17 protein-coding genes are annotated in these 18092 nt (G+C 63.7%); 10 read left to right on the forward strand and 7 right to left on the reverse strand.

The window, feature by feature from the left end; genetic code table 11:
* The first annotated feature begins 70 nt into the window (after window positions 1-70).
* The 8 genes from G6038_RS05685 to G6038_RS05720 all read left to right on the forward strand — a co-directional run bounded on the left by G6038_RS05685 (window position 71) and on the right by G6038_RS05720 (window position 7504).
* Window positions 71-856 (forward strand): crotonase/enoyl-CoA hydratase family protein, encoded by a 786-nt coding sequence (locus tag G6038_RS05685; protein WP_165036538.1) that lies wholly within the window; start codon window positions 71-73, stop codon window positions 854-856.
* 37 nt (window positions 857-893) lie between these two features.
* Entirely contained in the window at window positions 894-1649 is a 756-nt protein-coding gene (locus G6038_RS05690; RefSeq protein WP_165036433.1) for an SDR family oxidoreductase, read from the forward strand.
* Window positions 1650-1754: 105 nt separating this feature from the next.
* On the forward strand, window positions 1755-2885 hold the full coding sequence (locus tag G6038_RS05695; RefSeq protein ID WP_165036435.1) for an acetyl-CoA C-acyltransferase: 1131 nt from the start codon (window positions 1755-1757) through the stop codon (window positions 2883-2885).
* 31 nt (window positions 2886-2916) lie between these two features.
* The gene (locus G6038_RS05700) at window positions 2917-3681 is read left to right on the forward strand and encodes an SDR family NAD(P)-dependent oxidoreductase (protein WP_165036540.1); all 765 of its coding nucleotides are present in this window, start codon (window positions 2917-2919) and stop codon (window positions 3679-3681) included.
* Between the two features lie 8 nt (window positions 3682-3689).
* Window positions 3690-4472: an enoyl-CoA hydratase-related protein gene (locus tag G6038_RS05705; protein ID WP_165036436.1), complete on the forward strand. Its 783-nt coding sequence runs from the start codon at window positions 3690-3692 to the stop codon at window positions 4470-4472.
* Window positions 4473-4477: 5 nt separating this feature from the next.
* Window positions 4478-5269: an enoyl-CoA hydratase-related protein gene (locus tag G6038_RS05710; protein ID WP_165036438.1), complete on the forward strand. Its 792-nt coding sequence runs from the start codon at window positions 4478-4480 to the stop codon at window positions 5267-5269.
* A 31-nt stretch (window positions 5270-5300) separates the two neighbouring features.
* Entirely contained in the window at window positions 5301-6452 is a 1152-nt protein-coding gene (locus tag G6038_RS05715; protein WP_165036440.1) for an acyl-CoA dehydrogenase family protein, read from the forward strand.
* Complete coding sequence (locus tag G6038_RS05720; RefSeq protein WP_165036443.1) at window positions 6449-7504, forward strand: acyl-CoA dehydrogenase family protein; 1056 nt, start codon at window positions 6449-6451, stop codon at window positions 7502-7504. Before G6038_RS05715 ends, G6038_RS05720 begins: the two co-directional genes overlap by 4 nt.
* Before the next feature lie 136 nt (window positions 7505-7640).
* On the opposite strand, the gene G6038_RS05725 is transcribed toward G6038_RS05720, so the two are convergent.
* The 3 genes from G6038_RS05725 to G6038_RS05735 all read right to left on the reverse strand — a co-directional run bounded on the left by G6038_RS05725 (window position 7641) and on the right by G6038_RS05735 (window position 10802).
* Window positions 7641-8753 (reverse strand): CaiB/BaiF CoA-transferase family protein, encoded by a 1113-nt coding sequence (locus tag G6038_RS05725; protein ID WP_165036445.1) that lies wholly within the window; start codon window positions 8751-8753, stop codon window positions 7641-7643.
* Window positions 8754-8829: 76 nt separating this feature from the next.
* The gene (locus G6038_RS05730) at window positions 8830-9498 is read right to left on the reverse strand and encodes a TetR/AcrR family transcriptional regulator (protein ID WP_165036447.1); all 669 of its coding nucleotides are present in this window, start codon (window positions 9496-9498) and stop codon (window positions 8830-8832) included.
* A 92-nt stretch (window positions 9499-9590) separates the two neighbouring features.
* A complete protein-coding gene (locus tag G6038_RS05735) occupies window positions 9591-10802 on the reverse strand; it encodes an acyl-CoA dehydrogenase family protein (RefSeq protein ID WP_342660133.1) in 1212 nt (403 codons plus the stop codon).
* Window positions 10803-11165: 363 nt separating this feature from the next.
* On the opposite strand from G6038_RS05735, the gene G6038_RS05740 reads away from it, so the two are divergent.
* Together G6038_RS05740 and G6038_RS05745 are read left to right on the forward strand one after the other, a co-directional pair.
* Entirely contained in the window at window positions 11166-12551 is a 1386-nt protein-coding gene (locus tag G6038_RS05740) for an MFS transporter (RefSeq protein WP_165036449.1), read from the forward strand.
* Between the two features lie 541 nt (window positions 12552-13092).
* Window positions 13093-13740: a TetR/AcrR family transcriptional regulator gene (locus G6038_RS05745; RefSeq protein WP_165036451.1), complete on the forward strand. Its 648-nt coding sequence runs from the start codon at window positions 13093-13095 to the stop codon at window positions 13738-13740.
* 226 nt (window positions 13741-13966) lie between these two features.
* Here the strand turns inward: G6038_RS05745 and G6038_RS05750 are convergent, their stop codons facing one another.
* The 4 genes from G6038_RS05750 to G6038_RS05765 all read right to left on the reverse strand — a co-directional run bounded on the left by G6038_RS05750 (window position 13967) and on the right by G6038_RS05765 (window position 18091).
* Window positions 13967-14524 carry a nuclear transport factor 2 family protein gene (locus tag G6038_RS05750; RefSeq protein ID WP_165036453.1) on the reverse strand — a complete coding sequence of 186 codons (558 nt, stop codon included), beginning with the start codon at window positions 14522-14524 and terminating at the stop codon, window positions 13967-13969.
* A gap of 75 nt (window positions 14525-14599) precedes the next feature.
* A complete protein-coding gene (locus G6038_RS05755) occupies window positions 14600-15403 on the reverse strand; it encodes an ABC transporter ATP-binding protein (RefSeq protein WP_165036455.1) in 804 nt (267 codons plus the stop codon).
* Window positions 15396-17228, reverse strand: coding sequence for a branched-chain amino acid ABC transporter ATP-binding protein/permease (locus G6038_RS05760; protein ID WP_165036457.1), 1833 nt, complete (start codon window positions 17226-17228; stop codon window positions 15396-15398). Before G6038_RS05760 ends, G6038_RS05755 begins: the two co-directional genes overlap by 8 nt.
* Window positions 17225-18091, reverse strand: a complete 867-nt coding sequence (locus tag G6038_RS05765; protein WP_165036459.1) for a branched-chain amino acid ABC transporter permease — start codon at window positions 18089-18091, stop codon at window positions 17225-17227. Before G6038_RS05765 ends, G6038_RS05760 begins: the two co-directional genes overlap by 4 nt.
* Window position 18092 lies beyond the last annotated feature (1 nt).

An 18092-nucleotide genomic window follows, 5' to 3' on the forward strand; every position in this document is an offset into this window, starting at 1 on the left:
TTCAACCGGGACAGGGTTCGAGCTGCACATCCACGCCTCGATCCCACCCACGACCTTCCTGGAGCCGACCGTGACTTCAACGGACACCGATGTCGAGCAACCGTTGCTCGTTTCCGACAATGATGGCGTGCGTACCCTCACGCTCAATCGGCCTGCAGCGCGCAACGCGGTCAACTTGGATATGTCCAAGGCCATCGACGCGGCGTTGACCGAGTTCGACGACCGTCGCGATCTCACCGTTGCGGTGCTGGCAGCGAACGGTCCCACGTTCTGTGCCGGCATGGACCTCAAAGCATTCCTGCGCGGTGAGCGACCGCTGACCCCACGCCGTGGGTTCGCCGGTATCGCACAGGAACCCCCGCGAAAGCCCATCATCGCAGCGGTCGACGGTCCCGCTGTCGCGGGCGGTTTCGAGATCGTCCTCGCCTGCGACATGATCGTTGCCGCGGAGAACGCCTTCTTCGCGCTGCCCGAGGTGAAGCGTGGTCTCGTCGCTGCGGGCGGTGGATTGCTGCGGCTTCCGGGGCGTCTGCCCTACCACGTGGCGATGGAGCTGTCGCTCACCGGAAAGCAGATCTCCGCGCGGGACGCCGAGCGTCTCGGACTGGTCAACAAGGTGGTCGCGCCGGGTACGGCGGTCGCCACCGCACTCGAACTCGCCGCCGAAATCGCTGCCTGTGGCCCCCTGGCTGTCGCAGCGACGAAGCAGATTCTGCAGGACAGCCCCGGTTGGCCGGCGGAGGAGGCGTTCGAGCGGCAGGCCGAGCTGACCACACCGGTGCGGTCGTCGGCGGATGCGAAGGAAGGCGCGCTCGCCTTCACAGAGAAGCGTGCACCGGTATGGACCGGCTCGTGACCTGCGGTCGCGAATTCGAACAGGAGAGGTACACGATATGGATCTGAATCTGGCCGGCCGCGGAGTCATCGTCACCGGTGCGAGCAAGGGCCTGGGACGAGCTGCCGCACGGGCGCTCGCCGCCGAGGGTGCGAACGTTCTGGCTGTGGCGAGGACGGAAGCCAGCCTCCGCGAGCTGGCAGCGGAGGACTTTGCCGGCACCATCCACCCTCATGTGTGCGATATGCGCGATCGGGAGCAGGTCGGCGCGCTCGCTGCGGTCGCCGTGGAGACCCTCGGAAGCCTCGACGCCGTGGTGAACAACGCGGGTGTCGCCCTTGCCGCAGACTTCCTCGAGATGGACATGTCGCTGTTCGACGAGACCATGGAGGTCAACGTCGCCTCGATCGCCGTACTCTCGCAGGCTGCCGCCCGGCATTTCGTCGAGGCGGGCAAGGGCGGGCGCATCATCAACGTCGTGTCCACCTCGGGCATCCTCGGTAAGGCGACGCTGGCCGCGTATTCCGCGTCCAAAGGTGCGGCGATCCAGCTGACCAAGGCGCTCGCAGCAGAGTGGGCCCGACACGACATCCAGGTCAATGCCATTGCCCCCGGGGCGTTTTCCACCGAGGCGCAGTCGTATGTCACCGGAAACCCGGACATTCTCGCCAAGCGGGTGCGGAAGATTCCGGCGAGGCGGATGGCCGAACCGGACGAGATCGGTCCTCTGGTCTGCTACCTCTCGTCGACGGCGTCGAGATTCGTCTCCGGGGCCGTATATGTCATCGACGGAGGCGAGACGGCCAAGCAGTAACGCTGCGTACCGGGACACGGACAGCCTGCGCCACCGGGTTCCGGTGAGTGTTGCCGTCCTCAAATACTTGTTAGTTGACACGCAAGAAACCTTAGGAGCAAGAAGATGAGAGATGCGGTCATCGTCGATGCCGTCCGCACACCGATCGGCAAGCGGAACGGAGCGCTGGCAGACATCCATCCCGCCGTCATCTCCGCCACCGTGCTGCAGGCCCTGGCCGATCGCACCGGCCTCGATCCCGCCTCGGTGGACGACGTGATCTGGGGGTGTGTGAGCCAGGTATCCGAGCAGGCCAGCAACATCGGCAGAAACGCCGTCCTGACGGCCGGGTGGCCGGAGTCCGTTCCTGCGACATCGGTGAACCGCGCATGCGGGTCGAGCCAGCAGGCCGTCAGTTTCGCGGCGGCCGGTGTTATCGCAGGGCACTACGACTTCGTCGTGGCCGGCGGCGTGGAGTCGATGACGCGGGTTCCGATGGGGAGCGCGGCCCAGGGCGGCCAGCCCGCACCCGATGTCCTGCTCGAGCGCTACGGTGTCGAGGGGTTCAATCAGGGTATCGGTGCCGAAATGATCGCCGAGCGGTGGGGGATGTCTCGCACTGCGCTCGACGAGTACTCGCTGCGGTCCCACCAGCTGGCTGCCGAGGCCATCGATGCCGGCGCGTTCGACTCGCAACTGGTGTCGATCGGCGGCTTGGAATCCGACGAAGGCGTTCGTCGGGGTGGCACCCTGGAAAAGCTCGCCACCCTCCCCACCCCATTCAAGAGCGACGGGGTCGTGTCGGCAGGAAATGCCTCGCAGATCTCGGACGGTTCCGGCGCACTGCTGCTGACTTCCTCCGAAGTCGCCCGAGAACACGGATTCAAGCCCCTGGCGCGGATCCACACTGCTGTCGTGGCAGGTGACGATCCGGTGATCATGCTCACGGCTCCGGTCCGCGCCACCGAACTGGCGTTGAAGAAGTCCGGACTCTCGATCGACGAGATCGGCGCCTTCGAGGTCAACGAGGCGTTTGCATCCGTCCCGCTGGCTTGGCTGGCCGAGACCGGCGCAAAGGAAGACCGTATGAATCCCCTCGGCGGCGCCATCGCCGTCGGTCACCCGCTCGGTGGATCCGGGGCGATTCTGATGACTCGACTGGTCCATCACATGCGCGACAACGGTATTCGATACGGACTGCAGACCATGTGTGAAGCAGGCGGTCTCGCGAACGCGACGATTCTCGAACTGCTCTGACACCCCACTGAAGACCGAACAGGAGAACAGCATGCAGGTAAACGGATCCGTCATCGCGGTGACGGGCGGAGCATCCGGACTGGGTCTGGCCACAGCCCAGCGACTGGTCGACGCAGGTGCCAAGGTCGCCCTGGTGGACCTTCCCGGCTCGAACGGCGAGACGGCGGCAAAAGAACTCGGCGAGAACGCGATCTTCACGCCGGGCGACGTCACGGACGAGAATTCCTTCGGGGACGCTCTGGACGCTGCCGAACAGATGGGACCCCTCGAGGGCCTCATCCATTGCGCAGGCTCCGGTCGTAGGCTCCGTCTGCTCGACAAGGACGGTAACCCGGGTTCGCTCGCGGACTTCGAGTTCGTCATCAGGCTCAACCTGGTCGGCAGCTTCAACGCGCTGCGACTCGGCGCCGCCCGCATGGCCAAACACGAGCCGATCGGCGGGGAACGCGGCGCGATCGTCATGACCGCCTCGGTGGCCGCATTCGAGGGCCAGATCGGACAGATTCCGTATACCGCATCGAAGGCGGGAATCGTGGGTATGACGCTCACTGCCGCACGCGATCTGGCAAGCAAGGGGATTCGCGTCTGCTCGATCGCACCCGGCATCATGGACACGCCTCTGCTCGGCCGCCTGCGCGAGGATGTGCGGCAGAGCCTCGCAGTCAGCGTTCCGAATCCGCAGCGACTCGGTACGCCCGACGAGTTCGCTCAGCTCGCGACGCAGATCCTGGAGAACGCCTATCTCAACGGCGAGACGATCCGGCTCGACGGCGCGCTCCGCATGGCGCCTCGTTAGACCGGCCGATGGCTGACCTGGAGTACACGGTTCAAGACGGTGTGGGGACGATCCTGTTGAATCGTCCCCACGCCAAGAACGCATTCACACTCGAGATGGTCGAGGCCTGGGCGAACGCACTCAGATCCGCGCGCACCGACCCTCGGGTACGGGTCGTAGTCGTCACCGGCAGCGGCGACGCATTCTGCTCCGGTATCGATCTTTCGGTGCTCGAGGCTGTCGGTGACGAACCCTTCGCACTGAAGTCCATGCTCACCGAGGGCATCCACGAAGTGGCGCGAGCCGTGGACGCGCTGTCCAAGCCGGTGATCGCCGCTGTCAACGGCGCAGCGGTGGGCGCCGGGATGGATATGGCGCTCATGTGCGACATCCGTCTGCTGGCCCAGTCGGCTCGGATGTCCGAGGCGTATATCCGTGTCGGCCTGGTTCCGGGAGACGGAGGATGCTATTACCTTCCGCGCCTGGTCGGCATGTCCAAAGCCCTGGAGTTGCTCTGGACGGGGGACTTCGTGGACGCAGACGAGGCGCTGCGGATCGGTTTGGCCACCAGAGTTCTTCCGGACAGCGACTTCGACGACAACTACCGCGCTTTCGTGCGTAGGATTGCTGCGCAACCGCCGATCAACGTCGCAATGATCAAGCGGGCCGCCCAGCAGTCGGTCCATTCCGACCTGCGCACCGCGCTCGACTTGATCTCCTCCCACCTGGCCGTAGTGCACGGCACCAGGGATTCCGTCGAAGCGCGCGCCGCACTCAGCGAGCGGCGCGCGCCGTCATTCGAAGGCAGGTAAACCCGATGGACTCAGCGGAACCGGTTGTCCTCACGTCGGCTCGCGGCGTCACGACCATCACGTTGAACCGACCCGAGCGCAAGAACGCGATCGACACGTCGATGTGGCGCACGCTCACCGAGATATTGCAGGGTATTCGCAACGACTCCGACACCCGGGTCGTGGTCCTGCAGGGAGCAGGCGGCGCTTTCTGTGCGGGTGCCGATGTCGCCAAGAGCAAACACGAGGAGCACCCGATCCCACGGCTGCGCCGCATCGGCGACGTCGCGCTGGCGCTGTTCGAACTGCCCATGCCCGTGATCGCCAAGGTGGACGGGGTTGCGGCCGGTGCCGGGTGCAACATGGCGCTGGCGTGCGACTTCGTTGTCGCATCGAGTCGCGCCCGGTTCAGTGAGATCTTCGTGCGCCGAGGCCTGTCCGTCGACTTCGGCGGTTCCTGGCTGCTTCCGAAGATCGTCGGTATGCAGCGGGCGAAACAGCTGGCGCTGCTCGCCGAGGTGATCGACGCGGCTGAGGCACACCGCCTCGGGATGGTGGGCTGGGTACGGCCTCCCGATGAGCTGGACGACTTCGTCGACGACCTTGCCGAGCGGCTGTCCGCACTGCCCCCGATCGCGGTGGCGCAGACCAAGGCTCTGATCAACGAGGGCGTCGGTATCGACCTTCCCGCCGCAATTCGCAACGAGGCCGCTGCACAGGCGGTCAACTTCGCTACCGAGGACGCGCCCGCGGCGTTCCGGGCGTTCTTGGACAAGTCCGATCCCCCTCCGTACACGGGCCGTTGGGCCGTACGTTGACCGGGCGTAGTCCCACTACGGAAGGGCTTCGATGGAGTTTCTGAATCTGTCACCCGTGAGGCTGCCGGATCGGCTGGTGGAGCTGCGGCACCGAGTACGGGCATTCCTGCACGAGGAGATCTCGGAGGGGCGCATTACCCCGCACTGCGATCAGTGGCTGGCAGGCTGGGACCCGGACTTCAGTCGCCGGCTCGCCGAGCGTGGCTGGATCGGGATGGCCTTCCCCGCGGAGTACGGAGGCTCGGCCGAAGGTGCGTTGGCGCGTTTCGTGGTCACCGAGGAACTACTTGCCGCCGGTGCTCCTGTGGCCGCGCACTGGATCGCAGACCGACAGTCCGGACAATCGCTGCTCGAGTTCGGAACCGAGGAGCAACGGAAGACCTTCCTGCCTCGCATCGCGAGCGGGGAATGTTATTTCGCCATCGGGATGAGCGAGCCGGACACCGGATCCGACCTCGCCTCGGTCCGTACCCGAGGAGTCAGGGTGGACGGTGGCTGGAAGGTCACCGGCACCAAGATCTGGACCAGCGGTGCCCACCATGCTCACGCGATGATCGCGTTGATTCGAACCGAGCCTCTCGGCGAGTCCCGGCACGCGGGCCTGACCCAGGTCATCATCGAACTCCCGGACCCGGCTGTCGAGGTCCGCCCGATCAAGTTGCTGACCGGCGAGCATCATTTCAACGAAGTCGTCTTCCACGACACTTTCGTGCCGGACTCGCGGGTGCTGGGTGAGCCGGGCGCCGGGTGGAAACAAGTCACCGGCGAACTTGCCTTCGAGCGGAGTGGGCCGGAGAGAATCCTGTCGACCTTCCCACTGCTCGTGGAGGCACTTCGTGAAATGAACCGAAGCCGTCTCGATATCGATCGGGTTCGCTTGGGCGAACTCGTGTCGCGCTTGTGGGCTCTCCGACAGATGTCCCTCGCTGTAGCCGGCCGGCTCGACGACGGAGCAGACCCTGCGACTGCTGCGGCGATCGTCAAGGATCTCGGTACGCGCTTCGAGGGGGATCTCATCGACAGCGTCCGGCTGATGGTCGGTGTCGAACCGGACCTGGATTCGCTGCAGCGATTACCTCGGATGATCGCCGAAGCGGTCCTGCACAGCCCCGGATTCACTCTTCGCGGGGGCACAAACGAAATATTGCGCGGAGTCGTGGCGAAGGCGGTGAAGGTGGCATGAGCGAGATTGCCGAGGCTCTCGCCGAAGCGGTGTCCGATGCGTGTGAGCGCTATCCGTCCCCGACGGGACTTGCCGACGGTTCGGAGTGGAACGCGCAGCTGTGGTCCGCGCTCGACCAGATCGGCATCACCCTTCTGTCCGTTCCCGAAGAGCAGGGTGGATCCGGCGGGGATGTCCACGCTGCAGCAACAGTGCTGAGGGTTCTCGGACAGCATTGGGCTTCAGTTCCTCTCGCCGAGACGGCATTGCAGGCGGCATGGCTGCTCGGCGCCTGTCACGCCACGATCCCGGAAGGTCCGATGGCTGCGGCCGCCGCAGGGGGGCACTTCGCGCTCGTCCGGGAGTCGGACGGCTGGGTGGCCGACGGCGAATTGATCCGTGTTCCGTGGGCTCGAATCGCCGATCACCTCGTGGTCCTGACCGCCTCCCACGTCGCGGTATTCCGGCGTGATGAGCTCGAGATCGATCCGGGAACCAATGTCGCGGGGGAACCACGCGATCGCGTGGTGGTCCGCCGGGTCTCGCTGCCAGCGGACAGGGTCCACATCGTTCCGGAAGACTCCGGGATCGACGAGGGTCTGTTCATCGCCCGCGGTGCGCTGGCGCGTATGGCGATGCTGGCCGGGGCAGCGCAACGGTCCCTCGAGATGTCACTCACCTACGCGTCCGAGCGAGAGCAGTTCGGTCGGTCGCTCGACAAGTTCCAATCCGTTCAGCACCAGATCGCGGAGATGGCCGGTGAAGTACTGCTGTGCAAGACGGTGGCCGAGTCGGCGGCGATGGCACTCGACGACAGTGAGGGATGGCAACTCGCGATCTCTGCAGGAAAGGTGACTGCTGCAGAAGCAGCGGGGAACGTCGCCAGGATCGCGCACCAGATCCACGGCGCGATCGGATTCACCGAGGAGCACGATCTGCGACAGTGCACCACTCGGATCTGGAGCTGGCGCGACGAGTGTGGTGCTGCACGGAACTGGGCCGAGGAAGTCGGCGCGCTCACGGTCGCAGCCGGTGCAGACGGTGTGTGGTCGTTGCTGTCGGGGGGCGCGTAGAACGGGATAGGGGACGGTCGACGACAGGCCTGATGCCGGCGCCCGCTCGTGAACAAGGAGAACCGCCGCTCGGATGATCCGGGCGGCGGTTCTCCTCGTTCGGTGGGGGCCCACTGCGTCGAGCCGTCGGGACAGGTCAGCTCCGGTCTTTTCCTGACGTGCTCCAGTCCGAGAGAATCACGTGGGCGGCGACCGGACGGCTCGGCGGCCGTTGCGGGATATCCGTTGCGGTGCGGGAGAACCGGGGGGCGGGAGCGGGTTGCACGATGCCCCCCATGTTCTCGACGATGCCGCGGGCGACAACGTGTTCGTGGCGGGCGGCCTCATCGAAGGAAAGGACCGGTGTCACACACGCATCGACCGAACCGAAGACGTCTTCCCAGTGTCGCCGAGGTTCTGCGAGGAATGCGTCGGTCAACCGGGCACGAATCACAGGCCATCCGGCTCGGTCGTGCTGATCGGGCAGGTCTTCTTCTGTCAGGCCCGTGCCCTCGAGCAGTCGTCGGTAGAACTGGGGCTCGACCGCACCGACCGCCATGTACCCGCCGTCCGCGCATTCGTAGGTGTCGTAGAAGGGCGCGCCGCCGTCGAGGAAGTTCTCGCCACGATGGATGCTCCACGCACCCCCGCCGTACATCGCCCACAGCATATGGGCGAGGTTGCTGGCACCGTCGATCATCGCGGCGTCGATGACCTGGCCGCTGCCGGATCGTTCGCGCTCCCACAGCGCAGCCAGGACACCGATCAGGAGGTACGTCGAGCCCCCGCCGTAATCACCGATGAGATTCAGCGGAGGTACCGGTCGTTGTCCGGCTCGACCCACGGCATTGAGGATGCCTGCGATCGAAAGGTAGTTGATGTCGTGCCCGGCCCGGTTCGCGAGCGGACCCTCCTGTCCCCAGCCGGTCATTCGGCCGTAGACGAGACGAGGATTCATCGCATGACATGCCTCGGGTCCGAGACCGAGGCGCTCGGCAACACCGGGCCGGTACCCCTCGATCAGTACATCGGCATGTCTCACCAGCTCCAGTACGGTTGCCCTGTCCGTGTCGGACTTGAGGTCGGCGGTAATGACACGCCGACCACGCAACTGTTCGTTACGGCCTTGCGGCCCCAGTCCGAACGGGGTGTCCCGCCGTTCGACGCGCACCACATCGGCTCCCAGATCCGCGAGGATCATGCCGGCATGTGGGCCGGGCCCGATTCCGGCCAGTTCGACAACTTTGATACCTGTCAAGGGTCCTGGCATGGCATACCTCTATCCACCTGTAGGTGTCGACCTCACAGGCTCGGGTGGGGTGGAAGATCTTTTCGTCGAACGGCTCTCAGACGCGCAGGTGTTCGACGTGAAGGTCGTTCTCGACCTGTCGCGGTGCAGCGGCAAGGTCACGGACGACCTGGTCGATGAAGGCGGCAAGGACTGCGCCGGAGTCGATGCCGTCCGGGTCCAGCTTCCACAGGTATCCGACGCCGCGCAGCTGACCGACGATCATCGCAGCCTGCTCGTCGGGGTCTATTCCGGTTCGGATCGAACCGTCCCGCAAACCGCTCCTGATATAGGTGGCGACGCGAGTCCGCTGGTTCCTGTGAAAGGCGACGAAACGGTCCCGTAGCTCGGGAATCGGGCCCACCGCCTCGAAAATCAGCGCGTAGAGAGTACTCAGCGACCGAGGGCTCTTCTCGTACGAAGCCTTGATCTCGGTCAACATCACTCGTAACGCATCGAGCCCGGACAGATCCTGCAGTTCCGGCTCGACGGTCTCCACACTCCAGCGCACGACGATCTCTTCGACGAGAGCCTCGAGTAGTTTCGCCTTGGAACCGAAACGGGCAGTGGCGAGACTGCGACTGTACCCGGCGCGTTCACCGACCGTTGCAAGTGTCATGAGCTGATAGCCGCCTTCGGCGACGAGTTCCGCTGCGGCGCGAAGCAGCAGACGGGTAGAACGTTCGGAACGGATCTGGTGTCCGTTGAGCGGGTGTTGAGCTTCCATCTCTCATCCTCGTTCGTCGACCGAAAGGAGTCCGACTGTCGGATCGGATCCGGCTCAGCCGGCTTCACCGGGCGTGCCCCGAGATGTGCTTGTCATCGGAAGGGAGTGGGGGGCAGGAGTCGATCCGAGACGAGACGCTGCATGATCTCGGAGGTGCCCTCGAAGATCTTCGTCAGACGTGCATCGCGCCAGTAGCGCTCGATGGGGAAGTCGGTGGTGTATCCGGCGCCGCCGTGAATCTGCAGGGCCTCCGATGTCACTCGTTCGGACATCTCTGCCGCTGCGTATTTCACCATCGCGGCCTTCATATCGGATGCTTCGCCTCGGTCGATGTCGGACGCGACCTCGTACATCAGAGCCCGGCACATCTCGATTTCCGTTGCCATCCTTGCAATCTTGAATCGGGTCGCCTGGAAGTCACCGATGGAGTGCCCGAACTGTTCTCGCTCTTGGACGTACTTGATCGAGTCCTCGAGTGCGCCCCGAGCCAGTCCGATCGAGCGGGCGGCAGTATGGACGCGAGGCGTCAGCATGCCGGCAGCTACACGCTTGAATCCTTGATCGGGGCTTTTCGGGTCCTGCTCGTACCCCAGAAGGGCGTCATCGGGTACGAAGCAGTCGTCGAAGGACAGTTCGAACGTGTGCCAACCGTGGTAGCCGATCTTTCGGACGGGTGTCCCCGTGCAGCCCTCGGGGAACTCGCCCCGGTTCTTGTAGGCGATGAAGCGGCGAATGCCCTTGTGTCGATTCTGGGGGTCGTAGGGCTCGGTCCGCGCGACCACGATGATCCCGTCGGACTGGTCGGCAAATGTACACCACATCTTCTGTCCGTTGATCACCCAGCCGCCGTCGACCTTGTCGGCCCGCGTACGGATGGCCGCGATATCGGATCCCGCTCCGGGCTCACTCATAGCGAACGCACCAAGCCATTCGCCGCGTGCGGCGCGAGGCAGAATTTCGGCCCGCTGGGTCGGGTCCAGGGCGGAGGCGACACTGGAGCGCGTAATGATGCTGGCGACGCTCATCCACGCGCGTGCGAGTTCTTCGGTGATCAGTGCGTACTCGAAAACACCCAGGCCCAAGCCGCCGTGTTCCTCAGGGATCAGGACCCCGAAGAAGCCGAGTTCCGCCATCTTGGCGCGAAGGGCATCGGGGATGAGGCCGTGTTGCGGGTCGAGTTCGTTCGCTACCGGAAGGACTTCACGCATGGCGAAGTCGCGGGCCATCTCCTGAATGGCTTCTCGTTCCTCGGTCCGGTAGGCGAGTGGGATTCTGGGTCGCGGATCGGCCAGTGTACGGTTCACGAATAGCCCCAATCATAGTTGGTCGACTAGCAATTTAATGTAGGGTAGCTGCTGGTACCGACCCCAGCAAGTACCGACGTTGTCGCCGGGAGCGTAGGTCGCTTACCCGGACGACCGACCTCGCGCGTCGGAATCCGAGACACAAGGGGTCCCGCGCTGCAGCGGGGTGCGCCGAGGGCGCCGCAGGGCAGCACGGGGCCGGAGAGTCATGCCGTCGAAAATGTTTGTAGGTTGACAACCAAAGTTTCTTGGTTGACTATAGCTGTGACGCGCAACACGAACAGGCGGAATCCCGAACGACTCGGTCGTGACCAAGCGATTGCGTCACCTCGAATCTCATCGATCTGACCCGAGGACCATCACGTGCCTACACCACCCACGTTCGATATCCAGCGCATCATCGACAACGCGTCGTTGTCTTCTCTGCAGCGCAAAGCGATTGCGTCGGTCATGGCAGTGTCCTTCTTCGACGGATTCGATGCTCTGATCATGGCGATCACTGCGCCGGCCATCGCCGAGGAATGGGGGACGACCACCGCGAGCCTGACCCCCGCAATCGTCGCCTCGTTACTCGGAATGATAGTCGGCGCAGTGATCTTGGCTCCGCGAGCGGATCGTTACGGTCGACGGCCGGTGTTGATCGCTGGTGTCGTCATCTTCGGATCGATGACCCTCTGCGTCGTTGCCTCACAGGACATCGGACAGATCATTCCGCTGCGTTTCCTCGCAGGGATCGGACTCGGCGCGGTCATTCCGAACAGTTACGCCTACGGTGCGGAGTTCGCCCCCAAACGGATCCGGGCCACGGTCGTCACGATTGTCGGCGCCAGCAGCGCCGCGGGAGGATTCCTCGGCGGGTTGTTGGCCAGCGCAATCATGCCCACCCTCGGATGGCGGTCTGTCTTCGTCGTCGGAGGCCTGTTTCCGCTTCTGCTGGTTCCGGCGCTCGTTCGGTGGCTCCCGGAGACCGTGCAGTTCTTGACGATCAAGGGACGGCACGACGAGGCACGATCGATCCTGCGAGCCGTGAACGCGCAGGCCGTGGCTCCTTCCGGTGTACCGCTGACTGTGCAGAACGACCGCGGGGGAAACAAGCCATCGATCAAGTTGCTGTTCGCTCGGCGCCATGCGCCGGTTACGTTGGTGCTCTGCGTAGTGTTCTTCAGCGCAGTACTTCTGATTCTCTTCCTGATGTCGTGGATACCGTCGGTCCTCACTGATGCCGGCTTCTCGACCCAGCAGGCCGTCCTCGCCTCCGCGATCTGCAACCTCGGGGCGATGATCGGTGGAGTTGCCATTGGCACTCGAGTGGACCGAAGCGCGAATCCCTACAGGCTCTTGAGTGCGGCCTTCCTGGTTGCCGCACTCGCAACTGTCGTGACGGCTGTGTCGCTGGGCTCCCTGGCCGTCCTGTCGATCTCCCTGTTCGTAGTCGGCGCCTGTGCGATCGGCACTCAGATGTCCGTCAATGCAGTCGCCACCGACGTCTATCCGAGCTGGCTGCGAGCCACAGGCCTCGGCTTCCTTTCCGGAGTCGGGCGGGTCGGGTCGGTGGTCGGCCCTACCATCGGTGGAGCGCTTCTGGCGGCGCACGTGCCGGCCAAGACCATCTTCCTGCTGGCTGTCATACCCGCGACGGTTGCCGCTGTCGGGATGATCGTCGTAGGGGTCCTGGTAGCGAACCGCGGCCAGGATCGAGCAATGGAGGAGCCGGACTTGGCAGACGCTCACGACGGCTCGCGCCGGTGAGTTCTCACCGTCCAGGATGACGAGGGCTCGCCAGGCAGTATCTCGGCACGAGTACCGATTCAAGACCGGACAGGAATACCGGGCGAACAGTCCTGGACAGCAACCGCAAGAATGTAGTTTCCGGATCGAAGCAACTGGACTCCGAGTCTCGGCGTCTTCTCGAGTTCGCCGCTGTGTGGACCCCGCGCGGAGGCGCCTCCGAGGAGGACATACTCGTGCACTTCGGCCTCACGACCGGCGGATTCGCGGAGCGGTTGCGTCGGATCATGTCCGGAATCAACTACTGGACCGGGGGTATCGGGGCCGTGCGGCGACCTCCCATCCGGAATAGAGGCGCTTCCACACGGTGCCGATACACCAAGGACGCCGGAGGCCATGCGGTGCGGAAGCCGTCATCCCCGCCCCACGTGACCAGCGAGCATCCGCAGGGCGGGGGACGGGGCCGGGTACGCTCGGGCCCGTCCGAGCAGTGATGCGGTGCGCGGGCGGTGGAACCCGCCGAGGGGCAGACTCGTGTTGGCTGGTCAACTATAATCGTCATGTGGCAACTTCACGTGAGCCGAACGGCCATCAGATTCGTTCCGAGCGTTCGACGCGCCTTCTTCTCAAGGCGGCGGGCGATCTCGTAATCGAGGGTGGTTACCAGGTGATGACTCTGGCGACGATCGGTGAACGGGCCGGATACAGCCGGAGCCTCGCGACAGCGAGGTTCGGCTCCAAGGGCAAGCTCCTCGAAGCGCTCGTCGACGAAATCGTCGAGCACTGGTCTGTTCAGATCGAGACGGTGCAGCCGGAGCATGACAGTCTGACGGGGCTCGCACTTCTGCGGGCCTTCATCGCCAGGATCCGTGATGCCTATGTGAGCGATGCATGGTCGCTGGCAGTGATGTACGCCCTGTCCTTCGAGGCGCTCAGACCGGTTCCAGACTTACGACCGAGAATGGTGGACTTTCACCGCGACGTGCAGTCACAGCTTGCATCAATCCTGCAGAAGGGGATGGAGGACGGTTCGATCGACCCGAACTTGGACCCGGAACAGCAGGCGGCAGGGATCGTGGCGCAGCTTCGTGGAGTCGGCTATCTCTGGATGCTCGATCCTGAGGGAATCGATCCTGTATCCGTACTCACTGCGTATATGGAGCAGTGCACGCAGTATCTCTCCAAGAGTCCTGTCCCGGAAGGACTGTGACGGACTCCACCGAGTAGGCGCGGACGAGTAGGCGAGAGGTCAGCTCTATCGGTACGACTGGTTCAACGCCATCTGAGGGGGCCGGCTTCGGTGGATGCGCAGGGGAAGGCATCCGAATTGCCATCCGGAGCCGGCGTCGACCGAGGTCATCGACTCGCCGTTGCAACGTCTCCAGAGCTGCCCTGTGCCACAGGGTCGTCGACAGCCTTCCTGATCTGTCCGGAAATCACCACTCGGACTCGTACACAGGATCATTCGGAAACAGGCCGCCGAAGTGGGCGCTCGGAGGTATGCCGCCGAAGACGTCGCCGAAGTCTGCGATCGGTGAGAGCTGTTGGGCGAAATCGAAGATCACGACCCGCCTGAGAACTCTCCATTCCCCCCTTCTCTTCTCGCAGACGTCACGGTACCGCCCACCCATGACCTCGATCCGGTCCTCCTCGGGGCGAACCATGACATAGACCACCGCCGTCTCTCGTCGGGCGGTGTCTTCGTCCACGTCGATCAATACGTTCGTGATGTAGTGATGCGAACGATGCTGTCCCTTCTTCTGGTTCTCGTAAGCCCATTCACAGAAGTCGTATGCCGATCCCACGAACGCGCCGTGATCGTCGGTGGCCTCGGGCCAGAAGGTCGACTGCATCGTCGCGAGGTCTTTGCGGTCCATTCCGCGGCAGTAGAGAGCAATATTCTCGTACAGCGATTGTTTGTCCAGCAGGTCTGCGATCCGTGACCGGAGCGCCTCCGCGCCGAGAGCGGGTTCGTTCGCCGAAGCCTGTGTCATGCGTTGAAGCCTTTCCAGAAGCCCGGGTGTGGGTCCCCACAGCGTGAGATACGACCCACACCCGGTGACGGGTTGTCAGATTCTCGACGTATCCGACCTGATCGCGCCGGATTCCACGTACATCGCATCTGCTGCGTCGACTCGGTGAGCTACCTCTTCATCGCTCGCTCCCAGATAGGCGGCGCGCAACTTCTCGTCGTCCACTGAGGCGGCGTCGGAATCGATCACCACTCGGCCATGTTGTAGCGCTACCACGTGGTCGGCGATCGAAAGCGCTTGACCGACGAGCTGCTCGACGAGAACGACTGCCATGCCCTCGGTCTTCATGCGGGCAATACTGTGGAGCAGGTCGTTGACGATGATGGGTGCCAGCCCTGCAGAGGGCTCGTCCAGAAGAAGAACTTTCGGACCTGGCATCAACGCTTGCGCAATGGCGAGCATCTGCTGTTGTCCACCGGAAAGAGATCCGGCCTTGTCGTTGCTCTTGTCCCTCAGGACCGGAAAGCGGTCGTATGCGGTGGTCAGAGCTCTATGGCGCTCCGAACGCCCGAGGGCGTGTCCACCGAGTACGAGGTTTTCGTGCACCGTGCGCTTGTGGAAGACGCGCTTGTTCTCTTGCACCAGGGCGACGCCGGCCGCCGAGCGCTTGTGAGCGGGTTTGTCGGAGATGTCGACGCCGTCGAGTTCGATGCGGCCACTGCTGGTACGAATCAGGCCGGTAATGGCAGACATCAGGGTGGTCTTGCCGGCACCGTTGGATCCGAATACTGCGGTGACCGAACCTTTCCAGGCGGTGAGACCGACGTCGAACAGGACACCGATGTCTCCGTAGCCCGCGGAAAGGCCCGAAACCTCCAGAACCGTGTCGCGGTCAGTCATGGTTACTCCCCACGGTGTCGAGGGAGGCGAGTTCGTCCTCCGACGAGAGCTCGTCGCCCAGATAGCTGCGCGCGACAGCCGGATCACGTTGGATCGCGTCGGGGTCTCCCTGAGCGATCAGCTCCCCACGTTCGAGAACGTAGATCGAGTCGGCGAGGTCGCAGACCAGACGAAAGTTGTGTTCGACCAGAACAACGGTGCCACCTGCATCCCGTACTGCACGCAGCAGAACGCTCAATCGGTCCAGGTCGACCGGGTCCAACCCGGAGGCGACTTCGTCGAGAAGCAGGACGGAGGCGCCGGTCGCCAGTGCACGTGCAACCTCGAGCATTCGTCGATCGCCCAGTGACAACCCCCTTGCGAGTGAGGTGGATTCGTGAGCGAGCCCTGTTGCACGCAACCAGGTGCCGGCCTCGTCCTCGTCTCTGCGGGCCACATCCCGATGTTTCGGTAAGCGGAGCATCGAACTCGGGATCCCGCAGTAGTCACGTACGTAACGGGCGACCTCGACGGCCTCCTCTGTCGTCATCGAGGACGGCACGATGGGGGTCTGGAATGTGCGGGCGATGCCTCGACGGGCGGTCTGCGACGCTTTGCCCAAGGGCAGCGGTTCGCCCTCGAGAGAGACCGTGCCCGAGTCCGCTGGGTAGAAGCCGGAGATCACGTTGAGCATTGTGGTCTTTCCCGATCCGTTGGCGCCGATCAGAGCTGTGATCTGCCCGGGTTGCGCTTCGATCGTCACACCGTTGAGAGCAGTATTGCCGCCGAACGTCTTGGTTATCGAATCGACCTTCAGCGCACGCGGTGCCAGTTCGGGTACGCGAGCGGCCTCCGTGGAGGCCCGGGCGGTCGGTGTGCTTCCCCAATTGCGGATTCGTAGCTTCAGGCTGTCGAGGCCGTTCCTGAGTCGCGTGTTGGTCAGGAGGATGCCTCCGACGAGGAGGAAAGCACCGAATACGATCTCGGCGTAATGATCGAACGATCCGAAGCGTTGCGGAAGGATCGTCAGAATCGCTGCTCCGACGATCGCGCCGTAGACGGTCTCGGCTCCGCCCAGGACAGCAGCGGCGACGATGAGAATAGCGGCGGCGAAATCGAAGTAGTCCGGAGCGATGAATCGGTCGACGAAGACGAAGAGGCTGCCGGCGAGTCCCGCCGGAATCGCCGCCATGACGTAGATCGTGAGCTTCAGGCGCCGTACATCGAGTCCTAGACTCGCAGTCAGAACAGGACTTTCACGCATCACGCGCAGAGCGGATCCGTGGCGGGATGTAACCAGGTTGCGCATGAGGACGAGCCACACGATCAGACAGAGCATGACGAGTCCGTAGAACTGATCGTCCGAGAGCTCCTGCCCGAAGAGAACCGGACCCGGGATCCCGATCATGCCGATCTGGCCCCCGGTCTGATCTTCGAAGAGCTTGATGATGTCGGGAATCAGGATGATCAAGAAGAACGAGGCCATGGCGACACCCCAGCCACGCACACGCAATGCGGGTAGACCTGTGAGCAGGCCGAGGGCGGCCGCCGCGATACACGAGGCCAGCATGGCGAAGGCCAGGTCGTACCCCTCCATCACCATCCAGCCGGTGACGTACGCACCGAGGGCATACATGGCCAACTGACCGATCGCGAGTTCTCCCCCGTAGCCCCACGCCAAGTTGAGCCCGCTGACCGTGAGGGCGAGAACTGCCACCAGGATGAACTGGCGTTGATTCACCGCGCTCAGACCGAACAGTGGTGCCAGCAGCACCAGCACCCCCAGCGACAAGGGGAGAAGCCAAAGACGGCGTCCGTCTATTTTCAGGCGAGGAAAGAGGTTCATACGACTCTGTTGACTTTCTGTCCGAAGAGGCCCTCGGGTTTCACCAGGAGGACGGCGAGAAGAAGCGCGAACAGCGCGAGAGTGACATATTCGCTGCCCAGGTACCTTCCGGTCAGCGCTTCGAGAGTGCCGACCACCAGTCCACCGATCAGAAGTCCGGGGAAGGAGCCCATCCCGCCGATGATGAGCACCAAGAACGAATTCAGTGTGAGAACTGCGGCGATGGTCGGGACCGCCAACGTCTGCGTGCCGACGAATACGCCGGCGGCACCACCGATGGCTCCGGCAGCCGCGGTGGCGAGTATCGACAGGTAATTGACATTGATTCCGCGCAGTGTCGCCGCTTCACGATTCTCGGACACGGCGAGAGACGCCAATCCGCCCAATGTGAAGCGGGACCAGCCCCACAGGGCAACGCAGCTGAGGACCGCGGCGGCGATCAGAACGAGGCCGTCCACTGTGACACGACCACCCAGGACACTGACGGTGTCCGCCGAGACCAGCGGATTGATCGGCCGAGTATCGACGCCCCAGATCACGACGACGAGACCCGTCAGAATCGTCGATACCCCGACGGTGGTCACGAGTTCCCCGTGCAATCCCTTGCCTATGACCGGACGGATTGCGGCGATTTCGGTGGCAATTCCGACGACAGCACCGATCAGTGCAGCCAAGGCGAGGACTCCGATCGTCGGGACGCCACGTTCGACACCGAACGTGGAGGCGACGAAGGCACCGAGCATGACCACGGCGGCCTGAGCGAAGTTGAATGCTCCCGATGCAAGGAAGACGATGTTGTATCCGACGGCGACGAGAATGTAGATCGATCCGAGGACCAACCCGGTGAGAATTGCTGTCGACACT

The organism is Rhodococcus sp. 14C212, from assembly GCF_011058195.1.
Lineage (GTDB): Bacteria > Actinomycetota > Actinomycetes > Mycobacteriales > Mycobacteriaceae > Rhodococcus > Rhodococcus aetherivorans.